25 protein-coding genes are annotated in these 23,227 nt (G+C 59.1%); 10 read left to right on the forward strand and 15 right to left on the reverse strand.

The window, feature by feature from the left end:
- Positions 1 to 252 precede the first annotated feature (252 nt).
- A complete protein-coding gene (locus CKW07_RS13330) occupies positions 253 to 1,878 on the forward strand; it encodes a methyl-accepting chemotaxis protein (protein WP_095145316.1) in 1,626 nt (541 codons plus the stop codon).
- A gap of 96 nt (positions 1,879 to 1,974) precedes the next feature.
- On the opposite strand, the gene CKW07_RS13335 is transcribed toward CKW07_RS13330, so the two are convergent.
- The gene (locus tag CKW07_RS13335; RefSeq protein ID WP_095145317.1) at positions 1,975 to 2,292 is read right to left on the reverse strand and encodes a PepSY domain-containing protein; all 318 of its coding nucleotides are present in this window, start codon (positions 2,290 to 2,292) and stop codon (positions 1,975 to 1,977) included.
- Between the two features lie 147 nt (positions 2,293 to 2,439).
- Positions 2,440 to 3,567 (reverse strand): glycerophosphodiester phosphodiesterase, encoded by a 1,128-nt coding sequence (locus tag CKW07_RS13340; protein ID WP_095145318.1) that lies wholly within the window; start codon positions 3,565 to 3,567, stop codon positions 2,440 to 2,442.
- A gap of 248 nt (positions 3,568 to 3,815) precedes the next feature.
- Here CKW07_RS13340 and CKW07_RS13345 point away from each other — a divergent pair, with 248 nt between their 5' ends.
- Entirely contained in the window at positions 3,816 to 4,142 is a 327-nt protein-coding gene (locus CKW07_RS13345) for a DUF2025 family protein (protein ID WP_095078471.1), read from the forward strand.
- A 31-nt stretch (positions 4,143 to 4,173) separates the two neighbouring features.
- Here CKW07_RS13345 and CKW07_RS13350 read toward each other — a convergent pair whose 3' ends face one another.
- Positions 4,174 to 4,497, reverse strand: coding sequence for an antibiotic biosynthesis monooxygenase (locus tag CKW07_RS13350; protein ID WP_095145319.1), 324 nt, complete (start codon positions 4,495 to 4,497; stop codon positions 4,174 to 4,176).
- Positions 4,497 to 5,204 (reverse strand): CTP synthase, encoded by a 708-nt coding sequence (locus tag CKW07_RS13355; RefSeq protein ID WP_095145320.1) that lies wholly within the window; start codon positions 5,202 to 5,204, stop codon positions 4,497 to 4,499. The genes CKW07_RS13350 and CKW07_RS13355 overlap by 1 nt, the downstream gene beginning before the upstream one ends.
- 15 nt (positions 5,205 to 5,219) lie before the next feature.
- Here CKW07_RS13355 and CKW07_RS13360 point away from each other — a divergent pair, with 15 nt between their 5' ends.
- Positions 5,220 to 6,170, forward strand: a complete 951-nt coding sequence (locus CKW07_RS13360) for a LysR family transcriptional regulator (protein WP_095145321.1) — start codon at positions 5,220 to 5,222, stop codon at positions 6,168 to 6,170.
- Positions 6,171 to 6,176: 6 nt separating this feature from the next.
- On the opposite strand, the gene CKW07_RS13365 is transcribed toward CKW07_RS13360, so the two are convergent.
- Together CKW07_RS13365 and CKW07_RS13370 are read right to left on the reverse strand one after the other, a co-directional pair.
- Entirely contained in the window at positions 6,177 to 7,235 is a 1,059-nt protein-coding gene (locus CKW07_RS13365; protein WP_095145322.1) for a diguanylate cyclase, read from the reverse strand.
- 169 nt (positions 7,236 to 7,404) lie between these two features.
- A complete protein-coding gene (locus CKW07_RS13370; protein WP_095145323.1) occupies positions 7,405 to 8,013 on the reverse strand; it encodes a TetR/AcrR family transcriptional regulator in 609 nt (202 codons plus the stop codon).
- 204 nt (positions 8,014 to 8,217) lie between these two features.
- On the opposite strand from CKW07_RS13370, the gene CKW07_RS13375 reads away from it, so the two are divergent.
- A complete protein-coding gene (locus CKW07_RS13375; protein ID WP_095145324.1) occupies positions 8,218 to 9,273 on the forward strand; it encodes an MBL fold metallo-hydrolase in 1,056 nt (351 codons plus the stop codon).
- A gap of 43 nt (positions 9,274 to 9,316) precedes the next feature.
- On the opposite strand, the gene CKW07_RS13380 is transcribed toward CKW07_RS13375, so the two are convergent.
- From CKW07_RS13380 to CKW07_RS13415, 8 genes are all read right to left on the reverse strand, one after another.
- Positions 9,317 to 9,637 (reverse strand): helix-turn-helix domain-containing protein, encoded by a 321-nt coding sequence (locus CKW07_RS13380; protein ID WP_095145325.1) that lies wholly within the window; start codon positions 9,635 to 9,637, stop codon positions 9,317 to 9,319.
- Positions 9,630 to 9,992 carry a type II toxin-antitoxin system RelE/ParE family toxin gene (locus CKW07_RS13385; protein ID WP_095145326.1) on the reverse strand — a complete coding sequence of 121 codons (363 nt, stop codon included), beginning with the start codon at positions 9,990 to 9,992 and terminating at the stop codon, positions 9,630 to 9,632. The genes CKW07_RS13380 and CKW07_RS13385 overlap by 8 nt, the downstream gene beginning before the upstream one ends.
- A gap of 46 nt (positions 9,993 to 10,038) precedes the next feature.
- Positions 10,039 to 10,356, reverse strand: coding sequence for a helix-turn-helix transcriptional regulator (locus CKW07_RS13390; protein WP_095145327.1), 318 nt, complete (start codon positions 10,354 to 10,356; stop codon positions 10,039 to 10,041).
- A gap of 155 nt (positions 10,357 to 10,511) precedes the next feature.
- Positions 10,512 to 11,468 carry a hypothetical protein gene (locus tag CKW07_RS13395; protein WP_095145328.1) on the reverse strand — a complete coding sequence of 319 codons (957 nt, stop codon included), beginning with the start codon at positions 11,466 to 11,468 and terminating at the stop codon, positions 10,512 to 10,514.
- A 177-nt stretch (positions 11,469 to 11,645) separates the two neighbouring features.
- The gene (locus CKW07_RS13400) at positions 11,646 to 12,359 is read right to left on the reverse strand and encodes an HNH endonuclease signature motif containing protein (RefSeq protein WP_095145329.1); all 714 of its coding nucleotides are present in this window, start codon (positions 12,357 to 12,359) and stop codon (positions 11,646 to 11,648) included.
- 234 nt (positions 12,360 to 12,593) lie between these two features.
- Complete coding sequence (locus CKW07_RS13405) at positions 12,594 to 13,841, reverse strand: ribonucleotide-diphosphate reductase subunit beta (protein WP_027619933.1); 1,248 nt, start codon at positions 13,839 to 13,841, stop codon at positions 12,594 to 12,596.
- Between the two features lie 455 nt (positions 13,842 to 14,296).
- Positions 14,297 to 15,118 carry an HDOD domain-containing protein gene (locus CKW07_RS13410; RefSeq protein ID WP_095145330.1) on the reverse strand — a complete coding sequence of 274 codons (822 nt, stop codon included), beginning with the start codon at positions 15,116 to 15,118 and terminating at the stop codon, positions 14,297 to 14,299.
- Positions 15,119 to 15,154: 36 nt separating this feature from the next.
- Positions 15,155 to 16,096 (reverse strand): folate-binding protein YgfZ, encoded by a 942-nt coding sequence (locus tag CKW07_RS13415; RefSeq protein WP_095145331.1) that lies wholly within the window; start codon positions 16,094 to 16,096, stop codon positions 15,155 to 15,157.
- 150 nt (positions 16,097 to 16,246) lie between these two features.
- Between CKW07_RS13415 and CKW07_RS13420 the strand changes: the two genes are divergently transcribed.
- Together CKW07_RS13420 and CKW07_RS13425 are read left to right on the forward strand one after the other, a co-directional pair.
- On the forward strand, positions 16,247 to 16,501 hold the full coding sequence (locus tag CKW07_RS13420) for a succinate dehydrogenase assembly factor 2 (RefSeq protein ID WP_095145332.1): 255 nt from the start codon (positions 16,247 to 16,249) through the stop codon (positions 16,499 to 16,501).
- Positions 16,485 to 16,937, forward strand: coding sequence for a protein YgfX (locus tag CKW07_RS13425; protein ID WP_095145333.1), 453 nt, complete (start codon positions 16,485 to 16,487; stop codon positions 16,935 to 16,937). Before CKW07_RS13420 ends, CKW07_RS13425 begins: the two co-directional genes overlap by 17 nt.
- On the opposite strand, the gene nadB is transcribed toward CKW07_RS13425, so the two are convergent.
- Positions 16,906 to 18,522, reverse strand: a complete 1,617-nt coding sequence (gene nadB / locus CKW07_RS13430; protein WP_095145334.1) for an L-aspartate oxidase — start codon at positions 18,520 to 18,522, stop codon at positions 16,906 to 16,908. The genes CKW07_RS13425 and nadB overlap by 32 nt on opposite strands.
- A gap of 557 nt (positions 18,523 to 19,079) precedes the next feature.
- On the opposite strand from nadB, the gene rpoE reads away from it, so the two are divergent.
- The 4 genes from rpoE (at position 19,080) to CKW07_RS13450 (ending at position 22,931) form a co-directional block, all read left to right on the forward strand.
- Positions 19,080 to 19,661: an RNA polymerase sigma factor RpoE gene (gene rpoE / locus CKW07_RS13435; protein WP_003172477.1), complete on the forward strand. Its 582-nt coding sequence runs from the start codon at positions 19,080 to 19,082 to the stop codon at positions 19,659 to 19,661.
- Positions 19,662 to 19,691: 30 nt separating this feature from the next.
- A complete protein-coding gene (locus CKW07_RS13440; RefSeq protein ID WP_095078452.1) occupies positions 19,692 to 20,279 on the forward strand; it encodes a sigma-E factor negative regulatory protein in 588 nt (195 codons plus the stop codon).
- A gap of 8 nt (positions 20,280 to 20,287) precedes the next feature.
- Positions 20,288 to 21,247: a MucB/RseB C-terminal domain-containing protein gene (locus CKW07_RS13445; RefSeq protein WP_095145335.1), complete on the forward strand. Its 960-nt coding sequence runs from the start codon at positions 20,288 to 20,290 to the stop codon at positions 21,245 to 21,247.
- 250 nt (positions 21,248 to 21,497) lie between these two features.
- Complete coding sequence (locus tag CKW07_RS13450) at positions 21,498 to 22,931, forward strand: DegQ family serine endoprotease (protein ID WP_095145336.1); 1,434 nt, start codon at positions 21,498 to 21,500, stop codon at positions 22,929 to 22,931.
- Positions 22,932 to 23,227: the final 296 nt, after the last annotated feature.

Consider the following 23,227-nt stretch of genomic DNA (forward strand, 5'->3'; position numbering starts at 1 on the left):
GTGGAGAGGAGGGGTGTTCGTCATGATCGGTGCTAAACATTGCGCAAACGCTGCGGTGGGTCAGTGTTTTGGATGTTTGCAGATCCGTTGATCCGCTCGGTCTCGACAGGGGCGGTGAAGGTAGCGGTTGCCCGCAAACGGTTCTGAGCCACTGGTCGGAGCGGCTCAAGAAATCCACGGCGGCGCCGATGATGCCTAGGCTGGTTTGCGCACCCCGGTGCCCGCCTTATTCCTGTCGTGAGATATCCCTCGATGTTTTTGCACAAGTCCCTGAGAGCTCAAATCCTTGCACTGCTGAGTGGCAGCCTGTTTGCGATGTTGCTGATCGCGCTGGCCAGCTTTCACTTCCTCTCCAGCGGGGTGCAGAATTATCGCAACCTGATCGAAGGCCCGTTGCACACCTCGCAACTGATCGATGAGGCCAACCTGCAGTTCAAGGCGCAGGTACAGGAGTGGAAAAACGTCCTGCTGCGCGGCAAGCAGCCGGCCGACCTGAACAAGTACTGGAAGCAATTCGAGGACCGTCAGGGCGATGTGCAGAACATCCTCGGCGAGTTGACCCGTCAACCGGCAATCGACACGTCGCTCAAGGCCCGAATCGAACGCTTGCGTGAAGAGCATCGGATGCTGGGCATGGCCTATCAAAAAGGGCGTGACGCGTACCTGGCCGCCGGGGGCGATCCGGCTGTGGGTGACAATGCGGTCAAAGGCGTGGACCGCGCGACCAGCGAGCAGATGAGCGAGTTGGTCAATGCGTTGCGCAAGCAGGGTGACGAGCAGTCTAGGCTGATCAGTGCCAGCGCCGATCGCACCGTGCTGGCGGGTATTGTGGTGATGCTGCTCTCGGGGCTGTTGATTGGCCTGCTGAGCTCGTGGCTGGTCAACCGTCAACTGGTGGAGCCGATTCGCCGGCTGATCGGCTACGTTGCCGAATTGAGCCAGGGACGCTTCGCCGAGCGCGTGGCCAGCGATCGTCAGGACGAGTTGGGCCGGTTGGCGGTGGCGGCCAATACCTTGCGCGATTTTTTGGCCGAAACCTTCGGCCGCCTGCAACGCAGCGCCTCGGATCTGGACAGCGCCAGTGGCGAGCTCAATTCCATTGCCACCTTGATGTCCCATGGCACCAGCGAACAGTTCAGCCGCACGGATCAAGTGGCGACGGCGATGAACGAAATGTCGGCCACGGCCCAGGAGGTCGCGCGTCATGCCGCCGATGCGGCGCGGGCGGCCGACGATGCCGACCAGTCGGCCCAGCAGGGCGAAAAGGTGATGCACAATACGATTCATGCGATCACGCAAATGCGCGGGGAAATCGCCAATACAGCGACCGTGATCCGTCGCCTGGAAACCGACAGCGGCCGGATTGGCAAGGTGCTGGAGGTGATTCGCGGTATTGCCGAGCAGACCAATCTGCTGGCGCTCAATGCCGCCATCGAAGCGGCGCGGGCCGGGGAAGCCGGGCGCGGGTTTGCGGTGGTGGCCGATGAAGTGCGCAGCCTGGCCCAGCGCACGGCGGCGTCGATCATCGAGATCAATCAGATCATCCAGAGCGTGCAAATGAGTGCCGTGGATGCGGCGCAGGCGATTGAAAGCGGTCAGTCGCGCAGCGAGGAGAGTGTCGAACAGGTGACTGAGGCCGGTGCCATGCTTGAGCGCATCACCGAATCGGTGGAAGCGATTCGCGACATGAACCGCCAGATCGCCACCGCGGCGGAAGAACAGACCTCGGTGGCCGAGGACATTTCGCGCAACCTGACCGAGATCACCAGTATCGCCAGTACCAACCTGGACAACGTGCAGCGTACGGAAGCGGCGAGCAACAACCTGCGCGACCTGTCGGGTCAGCTCAATGCAGTGACCGCGCGCCTGAGTGCATAGGGGTAGCACGGCGAGACCTTAAGGGTGTCGCGCTTGCTTCGCAGACGCAAAAAAGCCGCACGGCCCTGAGGCGGTGCGGCTGTTGACGTCTATGGATCAAGTGTCCTGTTTGTTGCTCAGTACTGCGCCTGTCTTGGCGTCCAGTTTCACGTCCCACTTCACGTTCTTGGCGTCACGAATTTCGACTTCGTAGACATAGGCGCCCGCGGTGGTGTGATCCAGTTCAGTGTCGACGATGTTCGCCGCGGTGCTGCCCGGGTGCTGAGCCAATGCAGCCTGATTGAGTTTTTCCATGTCCATGATGGTGCCAGCCTTGAGCAGACCCGGGATCAGGTCCGGGCGCACGTCGGCCATGGCGAAACCGGCGGTCAGGGTCAGGGCGGCGGCAGTGAACAGGGTGGTCAACTTCTTCATGGGGGCATTCCTTGGTGAGCTGTTTAAGTGGGGGCAGGTTAACCGGCGCAACTTAATTGATCCTTAATTCCCCCGAGTGGATGTCCAGCAGCCGGATCGTTCCCGCGCGGTACGCGGCAACGATCTTGCACACTAGCAGATGACGACTCAGTAGCCGTTGACCTCAAGCAACTGCGCAACGCTGCCCGTCATCGGGCGCTTGTAGTACTTGAGCAGCTCGCTGGCGCGGTTAGTGAAGATGCCGTCCACACCGGCGTCCATCACCTTCTTGTAATCCACGTCATCGTCGATGGTGTAGACATGCACCAACAGCCCCTTGTCGTGGGTGTACTGGTTCATCCATGGCTTCACCAGGTCCGAATAACTCTGATCGCCGAGTTGGGTCAGGGTGGCCGAAGGGCCGGTGCCGATTGCGCCCTGGGCCTTGGCGTAGTCGACCCATTGTTCGAAGGCGGCGTTGTCCTTGGGTTCCTGCCTGGCGTAGTAGGTGGCTTTGTCCTTGTCGCCAGACTCGGCAAAGCTCAGGTTGGACTTGGCGTCGATACCGCCGGCGCCGACCCACAGCAGCAGGATCTTCGGCACTTGCGGCATTTCTTTGTGCAGCATTTCCAGGCTGCCCTTGTCGAAGGTCTGCAGGACGACTTTGCCTTTGCCCTGGCCAACGCTCAGTTCACTTTTGGCCAGCTTGGAGCCAATCGGGCTCAGCCAGCCACGGTCTTGCAGCTTGTCCTTGAGGTCGCGCTCGATCCCCGGAAACTGCTTCGGCTCTTTGGTCTCGATGTACAGGCCGGGTTTGTGCAACGGGTTGCCCTGGGCAATGTCGATGACTTCGTCCAGGGTCAGGATTTTCAGGCCCGCGTAGTGGGCGCGTGCACGATCCGGGTAGGCGGTGTTGAACCAGCTGCCGGCGTCCAGGGTCTTGAGTTCGGCGAGGGTGAACGCGTTGGCCGGGCTGTCCTTGCGCTCTGGAAACTTGATGGCGACGTCGGTGGTGCGTTGCAGGTTGTCGTCGTGCAGGGCAAACAGCACGCCGTCCTTGCTGCGTTGCAGGTCAAGTTCCAGGTAGTCGGCCCCCAAGTCGCGTGCCAGCTTGTAGGCGGCGGCGGTGGATTCCGGTGCATCGAAGGACGCACCACGGTGGGCGATCACGGCCGGATGCGGGATTCCGTTGGCCGTGGCCAGTGCGGTCGGGCTCTGTTGGCCGGTAGCCTGTGCCTGGCCGAGGCCGAGCATCAGGCTCAGCAGCAGGGCGCTTTGAGTGAAGGTAACAGGCATGGTCGAGGTCCTTTCGTAAGATGCAATTGCAAAAGAGTACCTTTTAACAATTGAGCGCAGGATGTGCTATCGCCAGACCGACATAAACATCCATGAGGGCGATTTTTCCCGCGCATTTGTGCGGTCCTTTGCAGTACGATCCGCTTCAGCCATTTCCCCGTCAGAGGGAAACCCGCAACAGTCTTCAGCCCGCCCTGCGTGTAAACCATCGTTCAGCTGTCCTTCGGGACGCACCTGTGAGGTTTACCATGCGCATCACGTCCGAGCTCATCTGCCAAGCCGCCGACCAACTCAACGGTTTCGTCGGTTTCAATCGCAAGACGGCTCACTACATCGTCCGCTTCAGCGAAGACTCGTTCGGCATGGATGTCGCCGACGATGCAATCATCCCGGCCAGCGAGTTCGTCTGGGCGTGCGAAGACGGCCAGACCATGACCCTCAAGCGTGAGTTGATCCGCTTGCTGCTGGAGCAGAATATCGATGACCGGATCAACATCACCGAACCGTTGCGGGTGTACATGCGTCGTGAGGATCTGCCGGAAATCTCGGCGGTGAGGAGTCTGGTGCAGGGCTGAGGGTTTCAAGGCGCCTGAGGCGTGCTGCAACTTACCGCTCGAAGCCGTACGCGCGCTCAACCTTGCACACCCGGGTGTGAAACGCTTCGTACCAGATCGAGCGTCCTTGCTCGCGGATGGCGCTGTGTTCGGCGTGATGCTTCCAGGCGAGGATTGCCGCCTCGCTGGCCCAGTAGGACACGGTGATCCCCAACCCGTCATCGCCCCGCGCCGATTCCACGCCGAGAAACCCCGGTTGATCGCGGGCCAGGTCGAGCATGCGTTGCGCGGCCTGGCCATAGCCTTGATCCCCGGCGGTGCGCAGCGAAGTGAAGATGACCGCGTAGTAAGGCGCCGCGGGTGTGTTGGCGATCATCAGCGGTGCCTCGCGCAGGCCTGGACAAAGGCGTCGACCAAGGGCACGTGTTTGCCGGCGAGCGCTGCGCGTTCGGGTTGAAACAAGGTCGCGACGAAAAACGGATGATCGTGCAACTCCACGGTTCGCACCTCTCCCGCCGCGTCGTGGCCGGTGGCATGCAGGTCCTGATTGAGCAGCGCGCGCTCGAACTCGGGATTGACCCCGTAGCGGCACCGGTAACCTTCCTGGATGTCGCGGCTGGCGTAGGCACGGGCGATCAGCGAGCCCTCGATCAAGTGAATGCGGTCGACGGCCTCGACCAGTGAACAGGCCAGTGGCGAGAGCACGGCGCGAGCGGCGTCCGGCGAGGTTTCAGCATGCTCGGCATCGGCCCAGCCCAGCACGTTACGGGCGTACTCAAGCACCGCATGCTGAAAACCACCGCATGTGCCGAGGAACGGCCGGCGTTGTTCACGGGCATATCGAATCGCCCGCAGCGCGCCGTCGGTGTGGCGATAAGGGCTGGCGGGCACGCACCAGAAACCATCGAAGTCAGTGAAACGGGTACCGGCGTCGATATGCTCGGTGGCCAGCCAGTGAAACCGAACATCAAGGTCGGCATGTTGCGCGGCCCGGTTCAACGCCACAGGAATGGCCTGGTGGGCGGTGACCTGTGGGTCGTAGTCACCGATCAGCGCGATGCGCAGGTGAGGGGTCGTTTGCATGGAGGCTCCCGAGGCTTGTTGATTCCCGGAGGCCACTATAAATTGGCGTTCACGCAATCAATATTGGCGTTTACCCAAGTGATCAATGCATCACTGCACTATCGACTGGACTACCCTGACCTGGCCCTGATTCTTGCCTTGGTGCGCGGCGGCTCTCTGGCCCGGGCGGCGGCCCTGTTGAAGGTCGATGTGTCCACGGTGTTTCGTGCGGTGCGGCGCCTGGAAGCCGCGTTGGGCCAGGTGCTGTTCGACAAGAGCCGCGCCGGCTACTTGCCGACCACCTTGGCTCGTACCCTCGCTGAACAAGCCGAGCGTGCCGAGCAGGCGTTGGAAGCGGCGCGTATTGGGGTGGAGCAGGGCGGTGAGGTCATCAGTGGCACCGTGCGCCTGACCTGCACCGACTCAGTGCTGCATGCTTTGCTGCTGCCCGCCCTGGCGCAGTTCATGCCGTCATACCCGGCGTTGACCCTGGAGCTGAGTACCTCCAACGATTTCGCCAACCTCAGCCGCCGTGATGCCGATATCGCCTTGCGCCTGACCCGTTCTCCCCCGGAGCATCTGGTAGGGCGGCGATTGGGGGCGGTGTCATACAGGGTGTGCGCCAGTACCGCCTATTTGCAGGCGGTGGATCAGGGTGATTGGTCACGCCTGAGCTGGATCGCGCCGGATGACTTTCTGCCCGACCATCCGACGGTCATCTGGCGTCGTCAGCAACTGCCTGGCGTGATCCCGGGTTATCGCTGCAACAGCATGCTCGCCGTGACCGAGTTGGTGCGCGCCGGGCTGGGTGTGGCAGCGCTGCCGGACTTTCTGATCGATCCCGCGCAAGGCGTGCAACCCTTGAGCGACCCCCTGCAAGGCTACGACACCAGCCTGTGGTTACTGACCCGGCCGGACTGTCGCGCATTGCGTTCGGTGGTGACCTTGTTTGATCAATTGGCGCGGGCCATTCGCTTGCCGCACTGACGCCCTTCACGCGATTGAGGGCGTGAACCGGCCGGCGCTGCTGATTCTGTCGCGGCCATTACTCTTGGCGCTGTACAGCGCCTTGTCTGCGGCATCCAGCCAGCTGGCGGCGTCGGCGAAGTGTGGCTGGCAGGTGGCCAGGCCGATACTCAGGCTGACCCTGAGTCCGGGTATTTGCGGATGGCGATAATTGCCGAACACTTCACGCAGGCGCTCCATGACTGCGGTGGCATGTTCCAGCGGCAGATCGGGCAGAATCACGCAGAACTCATCCCCTCCATAACGTCCCGCCAGATCGTTTTCCCGCAGGTTGCGTTTTAGCTCGAGGCTGAGTTGACGTAGCACGGTATCGCCAACGATATGCCCGTAGTTGTCATTGATGAGTTTGAAATGATCGATGTCGATCAAGCCAACGGTGGCCTGGGTCTGTTGCTGCTGGCACTGCTGGAACGTGATCTGCAGCAGGTCTTTCCAGGCACCGTGATTGAGCAACCCGGTCAGGCTGTCGGTACGGCTCAAGGCACTGAGGGTGCGTTTGTGCTCGGACAGTTTGATCGCCAATTGATAACAGACCATGCCAACCGCCAAGGGGTAGAGCGTCAGCATCGGCAGGCAAGCGTAGACCTGAAGCTGACTGACCGTCGGCGAGAAGGCCGCACCGAGCAGCAACCATGAAACCGCTACACCTGTCAGTTGCGCTAGGCTGCCCTGCACGAGCAGGCGCACGCCACCGGCTGCCACGTTGTTCATCGTCATCATTGAAAGGATGGTCACGGTGCTCAGCGGGTTGAACTGCATGCTGGCGGCCCAGAAGCCGCCCAGCAGCGAATCGAACAGCAGATTGTGGTGTTCGGCCTTGTACGGAAACGGCGAGCGTGTCGACAGCAGATATGCAAGGTGTGGCCAGACCACGGCGTTGAACAGCAGCGCGGCCCAGACCCAGGCGGGAACCGGTAGCGGATAGAGTGCCGCTGCTACGCTGAGGGCGCCAATGCTCAGGCCGATGATGCGGGGTTTGTAGATGCGCTTGGCAAACGACAGCCCTTTGCCGCGTTGGTTTTCCATAAGTCCCTGTGCCCGGTTCGCGCTGAAATACTTTGTTGTGTTTTATTCAGGGCGTTCATCCAGCGGATGCCACTCATCAATAGTGTCATTTATTGCACGCGCGTTCATCAACTCCCTCGCCAGCCAGTCGCTGGTGGAGGGGGCATCAGTTGTCAGGATAGTCCAGAGTTCAGCGCTGGTAGCAGGCCAGGAACATGTCCAGCGCCGACTCTATGACTTGTGTCTGCATCTTGGGAGACAACGCCGGTTCGTTCATGGAAATCTGCGGCCAAAAGGCGAAGGCCTTGAGCATCCCGTGCATTTGCTGGGCGGCGAAGCCGGGATCCACGGGCTTGAGCTTGCCGTCAGCTTGAGCGGCGCGAATCCAGGCGCTGAGTACTTCTTCACGTTCGCCCATGCGCAGGACCATGTCCCGGACCCGCTCCGGAGAATGGATGGTGGCGGCAATGGCCACGCGTGCCAGATCCAGGAAACTGTTGTCTGCCAGCAGTGTCAATTTACAGTGAAGCAACTGGCTGAGCTGCTCGCGAATCGGCAGGTCAGGGTTGTAGACGGTGTCTTCCTGCGCGGTGACGTTGGTCCACAATCGTTGCAGAATTTCCGCGAACAGCTCTTCTTTACTGGGGAAGTGGTTGTACACGGTGCGCTTGGACACGCCTGCCGTCGCAGCGATCTTGTCCATGCTGGTGATGTCGAAACCGTGGGTGCGGAATTCGGCAATCGCCGCCTGAACGATGGCTTCGCGTTTACGGTCGGTCAGGCGCTGTAGAGCTGTCATAAATCCGCTTCGGCAAGGTAAATGGGTAATTACACTCCACAGTTTACTTAGTCCCGGCTTTGATGCAATCTTGAAACTACACCGTACAGTGTAATTGTGCGGCAAAAAAAATTAGAGTTTGCGGCTGACGCGTGCGTGCATTGGCCATTTATCGTCCGAAAAGAAAATCCTCAGCCTCAATGGTTTTTCTGGAGTCCCACCAACATGGCCACGTTCTCTTACCAGGCAGATACCGCCAAGGAACTGAAAAGCTCCCTACAGGAACAGGGGCGCTATCTCAACCATGCGGTCGTCCGTCAACTGGGCTTGCGCAAGAGCTTGCGGGTTTTCTGGAACATGCTGTTCCACAAACCTGCCAATACACGGCCAACGGGTGCCGTGCCGGTTCAGGGGTTGACCCGTCAACAGCTGCTGGACGCTCCCAATCACAGCGTGTTTCGCCTAGGGCATTCCACCGTCCTGCTAAAACTGCGCGACAAATTCTGGCTGACCGATCCGGTGTTTGCCGAGCGTGCCTCCCCGGTGCAATGGGCCGGCCCCAAACGGTTCCACCAGCCACCGATCAGCCTCGATGAACTGCCGGAAATCGAAGCGGTGATCCTGTCCCATGACCACTACGATCACCTGGACCATCAGTCCATCTTGAAGATCGCCGACAAAACCCGGTACTTCCTCACCCCGTTGGGTGTCGGCGATACCTTGATCAAGTGGGGCGTTGATGGCAACAAAGTGCGCCAACTGGATTGGTGGGAGGGCACCCAGGTCGACGGGATTCATTTCATTGCCACCCCTTCGCAGCACTTCTCCGGTCGCGGACTGTTCGATGGCAACAGCACGCTCTGGGCTTCCTGGGTGATCATCGACGCCGACCGGCGCATTTTCTTCAGCGGTGATACCGGCTACTTCGACGGCTTCAAGCGAATCGGCGAACAGTTCGGGCCCTTCGACCTGACCTTGATGGAAACCGGAGCCTACAACGTCGACTGGCCACTGATTCACATGCAGCCGGAACAAACCCTGCAAGCCCACATCGATCTCAAGGGGCGCTGGCTGCTACCCATTCACAACGGCACCTTCGACCTGTCGATGCACGCCTGGCACGAACCCTTCGATCGCATCCTGGCCCTGGCCTGGGAGCGCAATGTATCCATTGCCACGCCGCAGATGGGTGAGGCTTTCAACCTGAGTCAACCGCAACGGGGCGAAGCCTGGTGGCTGGAGGTTGAAGGGGAGGTCGAGCCGGTGGTTGTCAGCGGCTAGAGAGGCGGGCGGAAGTCGTTGGTTCTTCCGCCATGGTCAGTGATCAGGCAAAGACCACTTCAATCCGCCCTTCGCGCCTTGATCTCGGCACGGTCTTGACGACGATTTGTATATCGCGGCCAAGACGGGAAAGACATTCCATCATCTTGGCCTCACTGACGCCTCGAAATTTTCCACGGAGCATTTCGGAAAGCTTGGGCTGTGATAATCCCAGGATATCGGCAGCCTGAACCTGGGTCAGGTGACGAGCTTTGATGATTTCACCGATCTTGGTGGCGAGTTGCGCTTTAACCCGCATTTCGTTGGCATCGGCCCCACCCAGGTCTTCGTAAACGTTGCCTGTGCTTTCTTCGATATCAATCATGTCCTGATCCCTTTGCGTGATTCTGGGCCGCTAGCAGCCTTGTTTTGATCAGTTCGATATCGCACTGGGCGGTTTCGATACCCTTGGTCGATTTCTTCTGAAAGCAGTGGAGAACGTAAATCGCAGTCTTAAAACGAACGGTATAAACGGCTCGATACGTATTGGTATTGAAGTCTTCAACGACCTCAAGTACACCCGCGCCACCAAAACCTTTCAATGGTTTCGCTTGAGGATGCTTTGCACCATCCTGTGCCAAGTGGAGGGCGAACCCAAAAACGTCCTGTATGCCTTCAGGCATCTGTTTCAGGTCTTTTTTACTGCTACCGACCCACAAGAGTGGCTTCCCTGTACTCATGTGAAATATACCTATTTAGGGATAATCGTCAAGCTATGAAACGCGATCACTCAATCATCGCGTAATCCGCTCGTCCCACCGGGTCGGGGGTCGATCCCCGGACACTCATGGCTCTGCCCGGCGCAAAGCCCGGGAAGAACACCAGGCCCTCTGCTTCCAGTCGATAGGCGAGGGCCAGACGGGTGACGTCGAGCACTTCAGCGCCGGCCTCGAACCGTTGTATCGCTTCAACGCTGACCCCGGCCTCCCGGGACAAAACCTCCAGAGACCAACCCAGCAGCGCACGGGCCTGTGCGCTGTGTTTGGGGGTGAACTGGAACAGAGCGATACGTTCCAGGGTGATTTTCATCGCAAGAGAGGCCATGGTTTTTCTCCGGGCTCGAGAGTGGCAAATCAATAAGTACTGTGTTTTTGTACAGTTGTTTTGCGTCCGGATCAAACTCAATTTTTTGATGGGTGGCGTCGCAGCCCTGCGCGGCGGGGGATCGGCGGTGGTGAAGCAATGGGGCTATTGGGCGCTCAGCTCTCCAACCCCGGTACCTCCCGAATGATGAAGTGATCCAGATTCTCGATATCACCACTGAATACCCCGAACGTCTGCTCAGGGTTTTTCTTGCTCGGCACCTGCTTCAACTCCGGCGTTACACCATAGAAAAAGCAAAACAACTCCCGCTCGCTGCCAATGGCGCTCTTGATCTCCTCCAGGAAGGCTTTGCGCTTGCGGTAGTTCTCGACCAGGCTTTTGCTCAGGTAAACGTTCACCGAGTAGGGCTTCTTGTCGAGCCAGACCTTCTTTTCGAAATCGATGCGGAAACTGGTGTTGTAGTCCTTGATCGCCTTGATCTTGCCCCAGTAAATCAGCCCCTTGTTGTCCTGCAGGTATTCGATCTTCTTGAAGAATGCACCGTAAGACGCCGTGTGCTCGCCGATCTTCAGCGGCATGCGCTTGAGCAGGTCCTTGTTATCGAAGTTCGAAACGAAGCACTCCACGGGATGGGCAAAGACACTGGTCTTGTCCGGTGCCGAATCCTGGGTTGGGTGCTCGATGTGGCGGGCGGATGAAGGCGTTTCCGACTGAGCCTGCCCCCCATCTGTCGCCGTCGTCGGACTGGGCGGCTTACGCACATACTGACGCCGGGTCAGCAGTAACTCCGACGGAAAATGCTCCTCCGGCCCATCGTCCGTTTCCGCCCCTTCGGAACCTGGTGTCTTGAGGCTGGCATAAGGACAACCTTCAATGTGCCGGGTGCTGGGCACGTTCTTGAAGTGCGGCGTCCTGATGTAGTTCACGTTCTTGGCATTGAACGTCCCCAACACATTGGCCTCACCCAACGCCGCCCGACAGGCATCGTTGGGGCACTGGAAGTGCTCCTGGGCGGAATCGAACGCCATCGTCTCGTCGAAATTCAGATCGCGCACGTCATAGATCGACAGCTTGGCGTCGAGGCTGAGGCAGTAGGCGAGGTCGAATTTCATGGCGGGCTCGGGTCCTTGAGGGGGAGGGGTATTAATAGCGGGAGGTTGGATGGGTTGCACTTTCTGTTATTACTACAGAGCAAACCAGCAGGGCCCTACCTGTGGCGAGGGAGCAAGCTCGCGCTGGGCTGCGAAGCAGCCCCAATCTCGACAGGTGAGTTCTGTAAGGCGCCCCAGTTACTCAGGCTGCAATCGCTCCACTCTTTTGTAAAGTGAAGCAGTGAATTCATCCTTGTCGCTGGAGTGGTGGCAGCGCCGATGACAATTCGGGCACAGCGCTACAGCATTGCTGGTTCGATCAGATCCTTTCTGTGCCAAGTGTTTAACGTGATGAACCTCGAGAAACGGCCTGCCGTCCTTTTCGAAGGGGGAGGGTTGACCACAACCTTCGCAAGTACCGTTAGCCGCTTTGCGTACCCAGGCTCTTACCTCTGGATCACGCACGTAAGCATTGCCCGAGGTAGGCGCTTGTTGTGGTTTCATGATCCCTTTCGGTTCACCCTTGAGCGGTTGCTTCTCAAGTTTGGCGGCACGCCGCTCTAGTGTTGCCTCATCAGCGGTCGGGGCAAAGTCATCAGGCGTCAACGTGCTTGGCGTGTTCAGTGCTTCACGAATGCTACGGGTAACATTCGCGCCGACATTCTTGGCAGGCTTGTATCCCTTAATGCGATCTCGCCCGAGTTCGACCAGCACGGTAGAAATGTTCTGCATCCGAAACTCAACCGAGCCTTTGGTGCGAACAGCTAGGGCACCCTCGCGCAAGACGCGATTCTCATGAGCTTTATTGATCTTCTGACCGTTTTGCTCGCGTGACAGCATGCTGAGATAGGCATCAACCGCAGCCTGAATCTCCATGTCACTCCAATCGCTATTGCTCTTTTCAGTGTCCATACAATCGCCGAGGGTTGAATACCTTCGGACGATACTGAGTGGCCATCATGGCTGTCTACGAAATTTCCTACAGGCTGAGGTGTTGCTACCGTCAAAGAGTCAGGCTATGTCTTTCGGAAGTAATCCCGTAGCCAAGAAAGCAGGCTTTTTATCTCGGCCACAAAAAAGCCCTGGGCACATCACATGCTCAGGGCTTTCGTAGGTCGTTGACTCAGTAGAGATGAGCCCCAGGAATCAATCCCAGCTCAAAGCCCCACCTGTCTGATACTCAATCACTCGCGTCTCAAAGAAGTTCTTCTCTTTCTTCAAGTCCATGATCTCGCTCATCCACGGGAACGGGTTGGTCGTCCCTGGGTATTCTTCCTTCAAGCCGATCTGCGACAGGCGACGGTTGGCGATGAACTTGAGGTAGTCCTCCATCATCGCTGCGTTCATGCCCAGTACGCCGCGAGGCATGGTGTCGCGGGCGTATTCGATTTCCAGCTGGGTGCCTTGCAGGATCATCTGCGAGGCTTCTTCCTTCATTTCGGCGTCCCACAGGTGCGGGTTTTCGATTTTGATCTGGTTGATCACGTCGATGCCGAAGTTCAGGTGCATGGATTCGTCGCGCAGGATGTACTGGAACTGCTCGGCGACGCCGGTCATTTTGTTGCGGCGGCCCATGGAGAGGATCTGGGTGAAGCCGCAGTAGAAGAAGATGCCTTCCAGAACGCAGTAGTAGGCGATCAGGTTGCGCAGCAACTCCTTGTCAGTTTCGACGGTACCGGTTTCGAACTTCGGATCGGAGATCGAACGGGTGTACTTCAGGCCCCAGGTGGCTTTTTTAGCGACCGACGGGATCTCGTGGTACATGTTGAAGATCTCGCCTTCATCCATGGCCAGCGATTCGATGCAGTACTGGTAGGCGTGGGTGTGGATCGCCTCTTCGAACGCCTGGCGCAGGATGTACTGGCGGCATTCCGGGTTGGTGATCAGGCGGTACACGGCCAGTACCAGGTTGTTGGCAACCAGGGAGTCGGCGGTGGAGAAGAAGCCCAGGTTGCGCATCACGATGCGGCGCTCGTCGTCGGTCAGGCCTTCCGGGTTTTTCCAGAGGGCGATGTCGGCGGTCATGTTGACTTCTTGCGGCATCCAGTGGTTTGCGCAACCGTCCAGGTACTTCTGCCAGGCCCAGTCGTACTTGAACGGGACGAGTTGGTTGAGGTCGGCGCGGCAGTTGATCATGCGCTTCTCATCGACCGCAACGCGGGCGGAGGCACCTTCGAGTTCGGCCAGGCCTTCGGCGATGTCGAGTTTGTCGAGGGCGGCCTTGGCGCGAATGATCGCGGCCGAGTCGGTGGCGGTTACGGCGCGCGCTTCAAGCGCTGCAGCACCACCGGCGCTGTCGAGGCGGTCCATGTTGGCTTCTGTAGCGTGGCCAGCATTGGCGCCCTTGGCGACAACTTCGCCGTCTTCTTTGTCGAATTCGTCCCAGCTCAGCATGACGTGTCGTCTCCTGCGTGAGGGCCAGATGCCCGTGTGACAACTCTGATGGTCGGTTGTTCACACGGCGTGGTGGCCGCGATGGATCTAAAGGAATCGTTTTGTTGCAGCAGAACGCAGGCAAAAAACAGAAATGTCTACGGGTGTCCTGAAGTCGCTGAAGGGCGGAATCGACAGGGTCAGTTCCGGTGGTGGCTTCAGCATGGCTTTCACTCTCATGTAAGGAGGTGTTGCAGGCCCGATTTACCGGCGCATTATAGGTGTTTTTTTGTGCTTGTGGTGCGACGAAATCGCCTAGCAAGCGGCCATTGAGGGCGCATCTCAAGACGGAGCGAGCATTTATGGGGCTTTGGCCGGTGTGGATTTTTTTTACCGGGGATCGGGAATTTTTTGCAGGGTTGGGAAGGGGCTGTCGAGAGGCTCATGCAAACCCTCCCCCCTGCGGGAGCGCCCGCTCAATAAAACATCGACTGTGAGTCTTCCAGGTCGTTGCACAGCAGCGGGTTGTTCGGGTCGAGACCGAGTCGCTTGAAGGCTGGTAGGCCGGTGATATCAATCTGTGTCAGCGGATGATCAGTGTCTTGGTGGCCGTAGACGGTTGCCATTTGCACGAGGTCGACATAATCGACCCGCTGGGGCTGACGCTTGAGGTCCAGGTACTGTCCCGGCAGCTTGGCCAGCATTTCCGGAAACTCCCAGACCTGCAGCAGTTTGTCGCCGAGCAGGGGATGAATGTGCTCGATCACGTGGTTGAGGCTCACTGGGTCGGACAACAGTTCGTAGTGGTCTTCGGCGTAGGTCAGGATCGGCAGTACGCCGATCTGGTGCACCAGCCCGCCCAGTGCGGCCTGGTCCGGTTTCAGTTGGGTGTGGCTGCGGCATAGGGCGTAGCTGATGCCGGCGATTTGCAGGCTCTTGCGCCAGACATCGCGCATCTTCTGTTCCACCACCTCGGACCGGGCATGGAAAATCTGCTCCATGACCAGTCCGATAGCCAGGTTGCTGCTGTAGTTGACGCCCAGTCGGGTGATGGCCGCGTGCAGGTCGGTCACTTCCTGGGTGGCGCGCAGCATGGGGCTGTTGACCACTTTGATCAGGCGCGCCGACAAGGCGGTGTCACGGCCGATGACTTTACTCAGGGTGGTGACGCTGACGTCCGGGTCTTCAGCGGCCCGGCGAATCTGTAGGGCCACTTCCGGTAACGTTGGCAGAACCAGGTCATCGTTATCGATGGCCTCAACCAAGTCCTGTTGGATCTTTTCCGCCAGCTTGCTCATTTCGTTTCTCTAGGTGTTGCCAAAAGGTGCTGCTTATTAACGCTGGATCTCAAGATCGCGATCCAGTTGGTAAGGCAGGTCGAGCAGGTGCAGGGCGGGCCCTTCAAGCGCGCCCAGGTGCAGGTCGGCGCTGTCGACGGCTTCGGCTTGCAGCACGGCGAGCAGTTCAATGCTCTGGCCGGCGTGGGCGGCGATCACCACTTCACCGATGGAGCTGCCGTGGGTCGGGGAGAACAGGGCGGTGCCGGGCTCGGGCAGTTCGCTGGTGTCCAGTTGCAGGCGATACAGGCGGCGCTTGAGTTTGCCCAGGTACTGCATGCGCGCGACGATTTCCTGGCCGGTGTAGCAGCCTTTCTTGAAGCTGACGCCGCCCACGGCTTGCAGGTTGAGCATTTGCGGGATGAACAGCTCGCGGGTGCCTGGCATGACCTGGCCGATGCCGGCGCGGACCTGGCCCAGCAGCCAATCGTTGAGCGTACCCTGGGCCAGTGTTGGCGAGAGTTTTTCGGTCAGGGATTGCGCCTGGTCGGCGGCGGCCCAGAGTTCGGTGCGGCCAGGGGACACGCGAATGGCGATCAAGCCGTTGTGACGCACTACTGAGTCGGTTTCCACGGGCACGTCGAGCCCGAGCGTCGCCAGTGCTGCGTCGGCATCGGCCAGGCCAAAGCGAACCCAGGCAGCGCTTTCATCGGTGAGCCTGGATTTGGAGAACACGGCGTATTTTTTCAGGTCCGCCAGTTGTGGCTCCAGTAACTCGCTGGCCATTGCCATCACCACCCCGTCACCTTCCAGCAGGATGCGAAAGCTCGACTGCATGCGGCCTTTCTGGGTGCAGCGCGCACCGAGGCTGGCCCGGGTGTCGCTCAGGTAGTTGAGGTTGCAGGTCAATTGCCCTTGAAGAAACTTGCTGGCGTCAGAGCCACGGACGGCGAGAACGCCTTCATGGGACAAGGTGCAGAAAAAAGCGGAATCGGCCATGGGTCATCGCAGGGTAAAAAAGTCTGGGGGACATCATAAGGGGGCGCTGTTGAAATGGGTAGTTCACAAAGGATCGTGGGTGACCGACCAAAGCCGACTGTTCGACCGGGGCAGGGGCTGTATACTTGCGCTCTATTTGAGGAGCGCTCCATGGTCGAAGATGTTGAACTCAATCGCCTCTACTGGCACAGCCGCCGCGGCATGCTTGAACTTGACGTGTTGCTGGTGCCGTTTGTCAAAGAGGTTTATGCGCACCTGAATCAGGTTGATCGCGAGTGCTATGTCAGGCTGCTTGAATGCGAAGACCAGGACATGTTCGGCTGGTTCATGGAGCGTTCCGAATCGGAAGATCCTGAACTGCAGCGCATGGTTCGCATGATCCTGGATCGTGTCCAGCCCAAGTAATTCGTTTGAATGCCGCTGGCATGCCTCACGGCAATTGCTGGCGGCTTATCTCCTCGCCCAGCTGTTCGCGCTGGGGTCGCTGTTGATCCTCGATGTTCCCGGGTGGGCAAGCGTGCCCGGCGCCTTGCTGTGCCTGGCCCATGGGGCGTGGGCGCTGCCACGGCAGATTCTGCTGACTCATCCCGGTGCAATTCGCGGTGTGCGCCGCGATGCCGATGGCTGGCAGCTGTGGAGTCAGGCCAGCGGTTGGCAAGCAGTGCAACTGCGCCCTGACAGCCTGGCCTTGCCATTGATCGTGGTGTTGCGTTTTCGGCTGCGTGGGGAGCGGCGGGTGCGTTCGATCTGCGTGCCGCGCGACGCGCAGGCGGCGGATGTCCACCGGCGCCTGCGGGTTCGGCTCAAGTTCAGTCGGCGTAGGTGGGCGGCACCAGAATAGTGTCCAGTGCTTGCGGCAGCAGGTCCGGGTAGTCGAGGGTGTAGTGCAGGCCCCGGCTTTCCTTGCGCTCCATGGCTGAGCGAATCATCAGTTCGGCCACCTGGGCCAGGTTGCGCAGTTCGATCAAGTCCCGGCTGACCTTGTAGTTACTGTAGAACTCGTCGATCTCGTCCAGCAGCAGGCGCACGCGGTGCTGGGCCCGCTGCAGGCGCTTGTTGGTGCGCACGATGCCGACGTAGTCCCACATGAAGCGCCGCAGCTCGTCCCAGTTGTGCGCAATGATCACGTCTTCGTCGGAGTCGGTGACCTGGCTGGCGTCCCAGGCGGGCAGGGTGCTGGGGACGGCAATGTGCGGCAACTGCTCAAGGATGTCCGCGGCCGCCGAGCGGGCGTAGACGAAGCACTCTAGCAGCGAGTTGCTGGCCATGCGGTTGGCGCCGTGCAGGCCGGTGAAGCTGGTTTCGCCAATGGCGTACAGTCCGGGCACGTCCGTGCGCCCCTGTTGATCGACCATGACCCCGCCACAGGTGTAGTGCGCGGCCGGAACCACCGGGATCGGCTGCTTGGTGATGTCGATGGAGAATTCCAGGCAGCGCTCGTACATGGTCGGGAAGTGCGACTTGATGAACGTTTCAGGCTTGTGGCTGATGTCCAGGTAGACGCAGTCGATACCCAGGCGCTTCATCTCGTGGTCGATGGCCCGGGCGACGATATCGCGCGGGGCCAGTTCGGCCCGGGGGTCGAAGCGCTGCATGAAACGCTCGCCATTCGGCAGTTTCAGGTGGGCGCCTTCGCCTCGCAGGGCTTCGGTGATCAGGAAGCTTTTGGCTTGCGGGTGATAGAGGCATGTGGGGTGGAACTGGTTGAACTCCAGGTTCGCGACCCGGCAGCCCGAGCGCCAGGCCATGGCAATGCCATCACCGCAGGCACCATCGGGGTTGCTGGTATAGAGGTAGACTTTTGCCGCGCCGCCAGAGGCGAGGATTACAAAGCGCGCGCCGTAGGTGTCGACTTCGCCGGTACCGCGATTGAGGACGTAGGCGCCAAGGCAGCGATCGCCTGCCAGGCCCAGGCGCTTCTCGGTGATCAGGTCGACGGCGACCCGCTGCTCCAGCAGTTCGATGTTCGGGCGCAGCCGCGCTTGTGCCAACAGGGTGTTGAAGATGGCGGCACCCGTGGCATCGGCGGCGTGGATGATGCGTCGATGACTGTGGCCGCCCTCGCGGGTCAGGTGGAATTCGAAACCGCCGTCCTCTGTCCCGGACTGTTCGTCGCGGGTGAAGGGGACGCCCTGATCGATCAGCCACTGAATGGCTTCGCGGCTGTGTTCGACGGTAAACCGCACGGCGTCTTCGTGGCACAGGCCGCCGCCAGCGTTGAGGGTGTCATCAACGTGGGATTCAACGGTATCGGTGTCATCCAGGACGGCCGCGACGCCACCCTGGGCCCAATAGGTCGAACCGTTGGCGAGGTTGCCTTTGCTCAATACGGCAATGCGCAAATGGTCGGGCAGCGTTAGCGCCAGACTCAAACCGGCAGCGCCGCTGCCAATCACCAGAACATCGTGTTGAAACTGTTGGCTCATTTCAGGATTCCGCTCAAAGCGACCCGGGTCGGGGTTGGCGCAAGACACCTGATTCGGCGAGTCAAGGCAGCCACACAGCCTACTAGTATATAGAGGGGTGGATCGGCACAATAGTCAGGCCTTCGTGGCAATGTGAGACTACCGTGATGGAAAAGCCTGAAGGTCGTGTCAGGTGATTTACCTGTTGAAAGGCCGTCAAGCGTGCTTTATCGCGGACAAAGCGCGCATGTTCGCTTCACGGTTATACATTGTCCGTTTGGTTCGACGATAAAACATGGGAACTTTTGCACCGCGCTCAAGCTCAATAGACGGTTGCCTGAAACAAGGGACAGCGTCGGTTTGCGCAGGATCCGTGTTTCGGTCCTTGCGAATGGATTCGACGACAAGATTATTGGCGCAGCCGGCCAAGCCGGTGCTGCGCTTTTCGTGTGTGCCAAATCAGAGCACGCAGGAAACTTGCCTGGAGGGGGAGAACTTTTGCGAAAAGCACGAGTCTATGTTTGCAAGCCTGATCGATTAGTGATGCAAGCCTCCTCCGAGCTTATCGAGGAGTGTTCATGCTAACCCAGGAAGAGGATCAGCAGCTGGTCGAGCGCGTTCAGCGTGGCGACAAGCGTGCGTTCGATCTGCTAGTGCTGAAATACCAGCACAAAATTCTCGGGTTGATCGTGCGTTTCGTGCACGACACCCATGAAGCCCAGGATGTCGCACAGGAAGCTTTTATCAAGGCTTACCGTGCACTTGGTAATTTTCGCGGGGACAGCGCGTTTTATACGTGGCTTTACCGTATCGCCATCAACACGGCGAAAAACTATCTGGTTTCACGCGGCCGTCGGCCGCCGGATAGCGATGTCAGTTCCGAGGATGCAGAGTTCTACGATGGCGATCACGGCCTCAAGGACCTCGAATCGCCCGAGCGGGCATTGCTACGCGATGAGATCGAAGGCACCGTCCATCGAACCATCCAGCAACTGCCAGAAGATTTGCGTACGGCTTTAACTTTACGTGAATTCGACGGTCTGAGTTACGAGGACATTGCGAGCGTCATGCAGTGTCCGGTGGGTACCGTGCGCTCCCGGATTTTCCGCGCCCGGGAGGCCATCGATAAAGCCCTGCAGCCGTTGTTGCAGGAAAACTGAGACAGCGGCGACAGCCAAGAGAGGAACGCCATGAGTCGTGAAGCCCTGCAGGAATCGCTGTCCGCAGTGATGGATAACGAAGCGGACGAACTGGAATTGCGTCGGGTATTGAATGCCTTTGACGATGTTGAAACCCGCGAAACCTGGGCTCGCTACCAGATCGCTCGTGCCGTCATGCACAAGGACTTGCTGATCCCGCGTCTTGACCTTGCCTCGGCCGTTTCGGCCGCGCTGGCTGACGAAGCCGTGCCAGCAAAAGCCAGTCGTGGACCTTGGCGCAGCCTGGGTCGTCTGGCGGTAGCCGCTTCGGTGACTCTTGCTGTCCTGGCGGGTGTGCGCCTGTACAACCAGGACGAGATCGCCGGTGTCGAACTGGCCCAGCAATCGACCCAACCCGGCCTGAGCGTTCCTCAAGTCAAGGGCCCCGCCGTATTGGCAGGCTACAATGAAGGTTCGCAAGCCACGGGTCCCATGGCCAATGGCGTATTGCAAGGTCAGCCAGGCTGGCACGATCAGCGTCTGCCAGGCTATTTGCGTCAACATGCTCAACAAGCTGCACTCAAAGGCACTGAAAGTGCCCTGCCTTACGCTCGCGCAGCGAGCCTGGAAAACCGTTAAGGAGGATCATGCGCGCCATACCTCTACTTACGCTTTTGCTTAGCGGCTGGTTCGTTGTTCCAGCCCATGCCGATGAGGCTCAGGAATGGTTGACCCGTCTGAGCCAGGCCGAGCAGCAGCAAAGCTTTCAAGGCACTTTCGTTTACGAGCGTAACGGTAGTTTTTCTACCCACAACATCTGGCATCGTGTCCAGGAAGGCAAAGTCCTCGAGCGTTTGCTTCAGCTCGACGGCTCGGCCCAGGAAGTCGTACGCATTGATGGGCGTACTCAATGCGTCAGCGGCAGCCTGGTGGCGGGGCTGGGGGATGCGCCTGATACCTCTGCTCGTGCACTGGACTCGCAAAAGCTCAAGAATTGGTACGACCTTGCCGTCATCGGCAAGTCGCGCGTGGCCGGGCGGCCAGCGGTGATTGTGTCGCTGACGCCCCGTGACCAGCATCGTTATGGTTTCGAACTGCACCTGGATCGCGAAACCGGCCTGCCATTGAAGTCATTGTTGCTGAATGAAAAAGGGCAGTTGCTGGAGCGATTCCAGTTCACTCGCCTGGATACGGCCGACGTACCGACCGATCACGATCTGCAGGCCACTGCCGAGTGCAAGCCCGTGGTGCTCGAGGGCGACAAGGCGTCTGCTGTCAAAACCGCTCAGGACTGGCATTCCGACTGGTTGCCGCCGGGCTTTGAGCTGACCGCCAGTGGCGCACACAAGGATCCGCAGACCAAGGCTCAAGTCAGCAGCCTGATGTATGATGATGGCCTGGCACGCTTTTCGGTATTCCTTGAGCCGCTCAATGGCGCAGCGGTCACCGATACCCGTACTCAGTTGGGGCCAACCGTTGCCGTTTCCCGGCGCCTGACCACTCCCAAAGGCGAGATCATGGTCACGGTAGTGGGGGAAATCCCCATCGGTACCGCTGAACGGATTGCGCTCTCCATGCGCACCGACGCCGCTACGGTCAAGCAGTAAGTCGATCCGGTGACGCTCATCGAACGACGGCTCGTTTGTGCACAAGGTCAGTCAATGTCCACGTCACAATCGAGATGTCGAAATGTTTGGTGAGCATTTCAATTTGCAAAAAACCTTAAATTTTTTTATAGGTCAGGGTCCCTCGGCTCTGGCCTTGTATAGTTGTTCCCGGAACAAAAGTACCGGTGCATGTTTCCCCGGTGTTTCTTGCTCCATATCGCTTAACCATGCTCGTCGTAACGGGAGCCGTATGTCGATACCACGTTTGAAATCCTACCTGACCATTTTTGCCACCGTGCTGGTGCTGGGTCAGGCCGTCACTGCCCAGGCAGCCGAGCTGCCTGACTTTACACAGCTGGTTGAGCAGGCCTCACCCGCGGTGGTGAATATCAGTACCACCCAGAAACTGCCCGAGCGCAGAGTATCCAATCAGCAGATGCCCGACCTGGAAGGCTTGCCGCCGATGCTGCGCGAGTTTTTCGAGCGAGGCATGCCGCCTCAGACGCGCCCCCCTCGTGGTGATCGCCAGCGTGAAGCGCAATCCCTCGGTTCGGGGTTCATCATCTCGCCTGATGGCTACGTCCTGACCAACAACCATGTGATCGCCGATGCGGATGAAATTATCGTGCGTCTGGCGGACCGTAGTGAGCTCAAGGCCAAAGTGATTGGCGCTGACCCGCGTTCCGACGTGGCGTTGCTGAAGGTTGAAGGCAAGGACCTGCCGGTCCTGAAATTGGGCAAGTCCCAGGACCTGAAAGCCGGGCAATGGGTCGTGGCCATTGGTTCACCGTTCGGCTTTGACCACACCGTGACGCAAGGTATTGTCAGCGCCATCGGGCGCAGCCTGCCGAACGAGAACTATGTACCGTTCATCCAGACCGACGTGCCGATCAACCCGGGTAACTCCGGTGGTCCACTGTTCAACCTGGCAGGCGAAGTGGTGGGGATCAACTCGCAGATCTACACCCGCTCCGGTGGCTTCATGGGCGTTTCGTTCGCCATTCCGATCGACGTTGCCATGGATGTCTCCAATCAGCTGAAAGCTGGTGGCAAGGTGAGCCGTGGCTGGTTGGGCGTGGTCATCCAGGAAGTGAACAAGGACCTCGCCGAGTCCTTTGGCCTGGACAAGCCGGCCGGTGCACTGGTGGCCCAGATTCAGGACGATGGTCCGGCCGCCAAGGGTGGCTTGCAGGTTGGTGACGTGATTCTGACCATGAACGATCAGCCGATTGTCATGTCGGCGGACCTGCCTCACCTGGTGGGCGCGCTGAAGGCTGGCGCCAAGGCCAATCTTGAAGTGATTCGCGACGGTAAGCGCAAAAACGTCGAACTGACCGTGGGGGCGATTCCGGAAGAAGGCAAAGAGCTCGATGCCCTTGCTAATAAATCCGGTGTCGAGCGCAGCAGCAATCGCCTGGGCGTTGCCGTGGTCGAGCTCAGCGATGAGCAAAAGAAAGCGTTCGACCTCAAGAGCGGCGTTGTGATCAAGGAAGTGCTGGAGGGTCCTGCCGCGCTGATTGGCTTGCAGCCAGGCGATGTGATCACTCACCTGAACAACCAGGCCATCGGTTCGGCCAAGGAGTTCACGGAGATCGCCAAGGCGTTGCCGAAGAACCGTTCGGTGTCGATGCGGGTTCTGCGTCAGGGGCGTGCCAGCTTCATTACCTTCAAGCTGGCTGAGTAACCCGGTTACTCGCTTGTAAAAGAAACGCCTCGCAAGAGGCGTTTTTTTTCGTCTGCACAAAGCCTCTGGAGGCTGTGTGGCCGTCGGTTGGAGGGGGGGCGATACCTGCTGGTCCGGTTTGCGTGGCGGCTGGTGGTGGCTGTCAGTGCTTTTCCCGGGGCAAAAGAAAGGTTCTTCACGGAATCCCGGGAAACACAGAAACAAGAACGCCGATTTGATTGATGATGTTCGTGCGAGCAAACACATCTAACAAACCGGCGTTCTTATGCGCGATATTAATACTTTCCTTCCTTTTT

Source organism: Pseudomonas sp. Irchel s3b6, assembly GCF_900187415.1.
Classification (GTDB): domain Bacteria; phylum Pseudomonadota; class Gammaproteobacteria; order Pseudomonadales; family Pseudomonadaceae; genus Aquipseudomonas.

What these genes read in the sequence shown, in the direction of transcription:
- CKW07_RS13330 (WP_095145316.1), top strand. Translation starts at nt 253, where the DNA reads ATGTTTTTGCACAAGTCCCTGAGAGCTCAAATCCTTGCACTGCTGAGT.
- CKW07_RS13335 (WP_095145317.1), bottom strand. Translation starts at nt 2,292, where the DNA reads ATGAAGAAGTTGACCACCCTGTTCACTGCCGCCGCCCTGACCCTGACC.
- CKW07_RS13340 (WP_095145318.1), bottom strand. Translation starts at nt 3,567, where the DNA reads ATGCCTGTTACCTTCACTCAAAGCGCCCTGCTGCTGAGCCTGATGCTC.
- CKW07_RS13345 (WP_095078471.1), top strand. Translation starts at nt 3,816, where the DNA reads ATGCGCATCACGTCCGAGCTCATCTGCCAAGCCGCCGACCAACTCAAC.
- CKW07_RS13350 (WP_095145319.1), bottom strand. Translation starts at nt 4,497, where the DNA reads ATGATCGCCAACACACCCGCGGCGCCTTACTACGCGGTCATCTTCACT.
- CKW07_RS13355 (WP_095145320.1), bottom strand. Translation starts at nt 5,204, where the DNA reads ATGCAAACGACCCCTCACCTGCGCATCGCGCTGATCGGTGACTACGAC.
- CKW07_RS13365 (WP_095145322.1), bottom strand. Translation starts at nt 7,235, where the DNA reads ATGGAAAACCAACGCGGCAAAGGGCTGTCGTTTGCCAAGCGCATCTAC.
- CKW07_RS13370 (WP_095145323.1), bottom strand. Translation starts at nt 8,013, where the DNA reads ATGACAGCTCTACAGCGCCTGACCGACCGTAAACGCGAAGCCATCGTT.
- CKW07_RS13375 (WP_095145324.1), top strand. Translation starts at nt 8,218, where the DNA reads ATGGCCACGTTCTCTTACCAGGCAGATACCGCCAAGGAACTGAAAAGC.
- CKW07_RS13380 (WP_095145325.1), bottom strand. Translation starts at nt 9,637, where the DNA reads ATGATTGATATCGAAGAAAGCACAGGCAACGTTTACGAAGACCTGGGT.
- CKW07_RS13385 (WP_095145326.1), bottom strand. Translation starts at nt 9,992, where the DNA reads ATGAGTACAGGGAAGCCACTCTTGTGGGTCGGTAGCAGTAAAAAAGAC.
- CKW07_RS13390 (WP_095145327.1), bottom strand. Translation starts at nt 10,356, where the DNA reads ATGGCCTCTCTTGCGATGAAAATCACCCTGGAACGTATCGCTCTGTTC.
- CKW07_RS13395 (WP_095145328.1), bottom strand. Translation starts at nt 11,468, where the DNA reads ATGAAATTCGACCTCGCCTACTGCCTCAGCCTCGACGCCAAGCTGTCG.
- CKW07_RS13400 (WP_095145329.1), bottom strand. Translation starts at nt 12,359, where the DNA reads ATGGACACTGAAAAGAGCAATAGCGATTGGAGTGACATGGAGATTCAG.
- CKW07_RS13405 (WP_027619933.1), bottom strand. Translation starts at nt 13,841, where the DNA reads ATGCTGAGCTGGGACGAATTCGACAAAGAAGACGGCGAAGTTGTCGCC.
- CKW07_RS13410 (WP_095145330.1), bottom strand. Translation starts at nt 15,118, where the DNA reads ATGAGCAAGCTGGCGGAAAAGATCCAACAGGACTTGGTTGAGGCCATC.
- CKW07_RS13415 (WP_095145331.1), bottom strand. Translation starts at nt 16,096, where the DNA reads ATGGCCGATTCCGCTTTTTTCTGCACCTTGTCCCATGAAGGCGTTCTC.
- CKW07_RS13420 (WP_095145332.1), top strand. Translation starts at nt 16,247, where the DNA reads ATGGTCGAAGATGTTGAACTCAATCGCCTCTACTGGCACAGCCGCCGC.
- nadB (WP_095145334.1), bottom strand. Translation starts at nt 18,522, where the DNA reads ATGAGCCAACAGTTTCAACACGATGTTCTGGTGATTGGCAGCGGCGCT.
- rpoE (WP_003172477.1), top strand. Translation starts at nt 19,080, where the DNA reads ATGCTAACCCAGGAAGAGGATCAGCAGCTGGTCGAGCGCGTTCAGCGT.
- CKW07_RS13440 (WP_095078452.1), top strand. Translation starts at nt 19,692, where the DNA reads ATGAGTCGTGAAGCCCTGCAGGAATCGCTGTCCGCAGTGATGGATAAC.
- CKW07_RS13445 (WP_095145335.1), top strand. Translation starts at nt 20,288, where the DNA reads ATGCGCGCCATACCTCTACTTACGCTTTTGCTTAGCGGCTGGTTCGTT.
- CKW07_RS13450 (WP_095145336.1), top strand. Translation starts at nt 21,498, where the DNA reads ATGTCGATACCACGTTTGAAATCCTACCTGACCATTTTTGCCACCGTG.